The organism is Mesorhizobium sp. M8A.F.Ca.ET.181.01.1.1, from assembly GCF_004792025.1.
In the GTDB taxonomy this organism is placed as follows: domain Bacteria; phylum Pseudomonadota; class Alphaproteobacteria; order Rhizobiales; family Rhizobiaceae; genus Mesorhizobium.
Genome location: NZ_SRTV01000217.1, coordinates 1 through 307, shown reverse-complemented (window position 1 = coordinate 307; position 307 = coordinate 1). Strand labels below are relative to the sequence as shown.

1 protein-coding gene is annotated in these 307 nt (G+C 69.1%); it reads left to right on the top strand.

Going from position 1 to position 307, the window contains the following annotated elements; all coding sequences use genetic code 11:
* On the top strand, window positions 1-307 hold a 307-nt coding region (locus tag EN824_RS34330), incomplete at both ends, for an amidohydrolase family protein (protein WP_145972525.1).

The window sequence follows — 307 nt, the reverse complement described above, 5'->3', positions numbered from 1 at the left end:
TCGGGCATGCAGGGAAAGGTCGCCGTCAGCCACGCCTATGCGCTGGGCGACATTTCCGCCGACGCGCTGGCCGGCGCCGGCGAGCGGATCGCCGCTGCCGGCGTCGCCATCATGACCAACGCGCCCGGCGACCACGCTTTCCCGCCGGTGGCGGCGCTGCGCAAGGCGGGTGCGACGGTCTTCGCCGGCTCCGATAACATCCGCGATTCCTGGTGGCCCTATGGCGATGGCGACATGCTGAACCGCGCCAACATGATCGGCTACCGCTCCGGCTTCTACGAGGATTGGGAGCTGGAAGCCGCCTATG